Source organism: Vibrio genomosp. F10 str. 9ZD137 (assembly GCF_049974785.1).
Classification (GTDB): Bacteria; Pseudomonadota; Gammaproteobacteria; order Enterobacterales; family Vibrionaceae; genus Vibrio.
Genome location: NZ_JBNGCJ010000123.1, coordinates 1 through 2,776 on the forward strand (window position 1 = coordinate 1; position 2,776 = coordinate 2,776).

The 2,776-nt window shown below is 41.8% G+C and carries 4 protein-coding genes; 2 read left to right on the plus strand and 2 right to left on the minus strand.

Features of this window, described 5'->3' with window-relative positions:
- Nucleotides 1-132, minus strand: a 132-nt coding sequence (locus ACP45E_RS01460; protein WP_241824241.1) for an MATE family efflux transporter, incomplete at its 3' end; no start/stop codon positions are given.
- 77 nt (nt 133-209) lie between these two features.
- Nucleotides 210-938, minus strand: a complete 729-nt coding sequence (locus ACP45E_RS01465) for a FadR/GntR family transcriptional regulator (protein ID WP_017033909.1) — start codon at nt 936-938, stop codon at nt 210-212.
- A 389-nt stretch (nt 939-1,327) separates the two neighbouring features.
- Between ACP45E_RS01465 and ACP45E_RS01470 the strand changes: the two genes are divergently transcribed.
- Together ACP45E_RS01470 and ACP45E_RS01475 are read left to right on the plus strand one after the other, a co-directional pair.
- Nucleotides 1,328-2,047 carry a FadR/GntR family transcriptional regulator gene (locus tag ACP45E_RS01470; protein ID WP_026026584.1) on the plus strand — a complete coding sequence of 240 codons (720 nt, stop codon included), beginning with the start codon at nt 1,328-1,330 and terminating at the stop codon, nt 2,045-2,047.
- 245 nt (nt 2,048-2,292) lie between these two features.
- Nucleotides 2,293-2,776: cyclic nucleotide-binding domain-containing protein (locus tag ACP45E_RS01475; RefSeq protein ID WP_141707173.1), on the plus strand; the 484-nt coding region annotated here is incomplete at its 3' end.

Genomic DNA, 2,776 nt, shown 5'->3' on the forward strand with positions numbered 1-2,776 from the left:
GGTTGAAATACCCATAGCCGCTAAGGGTATTTCACCTAAAGAGGAAACCAAATAAGTATCAATCATTAGCATAGACTGCATAAGCAGCCCATTCAGTGCAAGTGGCCAGGCTAAAGAGAAATTCTTTCTAATGTAAGATTGCGACGACACGAATGGACCTTATAAATTGCAGTTGTTCCAACAACTAATAGATAAATGTGATGGATTGACTAACCGTTAACAAATTGAACGGGAACTTGAGCCAGTTTTTGGTTTTCATCATTGAGCAGAACGATAGAAGAGGTTCGCGCTCGGTCTGGCTCTCCCGACATAATGGCTTCATAAATCGCATTGTGCTCTGCAAGGCAAAAGCGTCCTCCCTCTGCGGAATGGTCGATAAATTGCTTAAAAATCGTAGATAGAATATTACCAAAAGGGATATAGAACTGATTTTGGGTTGATACGAATATGGCCTGGTGAAACAAGTGGTCGTTGATTGTCCATTCATCATAATCAAAACTATTGGCTGCGATGGTCATTTTTTGAAACAAGACTGACAAGGTTTTTCTTTGCTCTACCGTCGCGTTGATGGCCGCAAGCGCACAGGCTTCAGGCTCTATTGCTTTTCTCAATCCCAAAAATTGCGATAAAAATGGTTGAGTATCTTCTAGGTCTTGAATCCATTCTAAAAGCTGAGGGTCGAGGAAATGCCACTGATTTCTCGGTAGGATATGTGTCCCTACCTTTGGCTTGGATGATATCAACCCTTTTGCCGACAAAAGCTTGGTCGATTCACGTAGCGCAGTTCTACTCACACCAAACATTTCACACAGTTCGAGTTCATTGGGTAGCTTTTGATGTTCTTCAAGCTCCCCCGAAAGAATGCTTCGTGCGATTTGTCGAGCGACTTGCACATGAATCCTACGACTTGAGTTACTCACCAATGAAAAAATTGTCATGAAGCCACCTTAGAGGCAAGTAAACAAGAGCGTCTATTTGCGATGATTACTGCTGTTTTTACATATAGCATGCTAAAAACCAATCAATAAATAATACAATAAGATAATATTTAATCAAAGTGAGTAAGGCATAAATGCGTCTTCAGACACAAAAATATCGAAGAAAAAGCCTGTATCGTGATTTTCCTCAATAAAAGAGCGGCTACTGGACGGTTTTGTATGAATAAATAAGAGGAGTTAATAAGAAATATGAATGGATGAAAATTGGAAAAGGCTTTGAACCTCTTGTTGTCTCTAAGCTCACGTTATCTGATTTCCTCGTTTGGAGTCGGTAAAGTAAAGTGTTACAATTGGGGTTAAATAATACATTAAAAGCGAATTGTGAACATATGGCAGGTTCTTTTAACTCAATATCTGGTTCAAAACGTAGCCTACACGTGCAAGTAGCCCGAGAGATAGCACGGGGCATTCTGTCTGGGGAGCTTCCTCAGGGGTCCATCATTCCGGGTGAAATGGTGCTGTGTGAACAGTTTGGTATTAGCCGTACTGCGTTGCGAGAAGCCGTGAAACTGCTTACTTCTAAGGGCTTGTTAGAGTCTAAGCCTAAAGTGGGTACCCGTGTAGTAAACCGTGCGTATTGGAACTTTCTTGATCCTCAATTGATTGAGTGGATGGATGGACTCGCTGATATCGACCAATTCTGCTTACAATTTCTTGGTCTGCGCCGAGCGATCGAGCCTGAAGCTTGTGCTCTTGCCGCGACCCATGCGACCGCTGAGCAGCGAATCGAACTGTCTGGTATTTTTCAGAAAATGGTCGAAGTATCGGAAGCCGAGGTGTTTGATCAAGATCTCTGGACCGACATCGATATGAAGTTCCATAGCCTTATTTTTAACGCAACAGGTAACGATTTTTACCTGCCTTTTGGTCATATACTGACGACGATGTTTGTGAACTTTATTGTCCACTCTTCCGAAGAGGGGAGTACTTGTATCAATGAACACCGTCAGATTTATGATGCAATAATGGCTGGAAACAGTGCGAAAGCACGTGAGGCTTCTGCCAATCACTTACAAGAGGCGAACCACAGGCTTCCTGTCGCAAGTTAACATTTTTACTTGGTTATTTTGCTCTAAGAAGCATGCATCCGCATGCTTTTTTTATCTCTCTTCTATTTTAATCCTTCTATTTATCTGCTGTCGTTCTTCCAAACCATACGTGCTTCTATGTTTACTCTGCATGGCGTCGTTTGGCATCGAAATAGTCAATTTTGATGCACAGTTCTAATTTATAGTGCTAGAAACAATTTCTTGTGGTTATATAATAATACTAAACAAATCGTGGTGACTATCCTATGCCTCAATCTCTTCTCCCAAACATCATTCAGTTCATTGGTCAAATAGACCCCTTCGACAAAATACCGAAAGAGGCACTTCGAGAATTGGCCTTCACGGTACAAATTACTTATTTAAGTAAAGGAGAAGTCGTCGAACTGGATGATGAAGGTAAAGAGAAGTTCTTATACATCGTGAGAACAGGGTCGATGGAACAACGAAAATCCGATGGTGTACTCAGAGCAAGATTAGGCTCTGAAGATTTGTTTGGCTTCACCTTCTTTGATACCAACATTGATTCCGACAAAAGTTACCGGGCAACGGCCATCGAGAATACGCTTCTTTATCTGATTCCCAATTCTTCACTTCAAGCACTGTTCAAAAGCTTTCCGAGCTGCGCGGAGCATTTTGCCTCACAAGCGCAAGTTCGCCTAAAGTCCGCCTTAGATGTTGTTTGGTCGAATAAAGAGAAAGGTCTTTTCATAAGATCGGACGAGCGGTTCA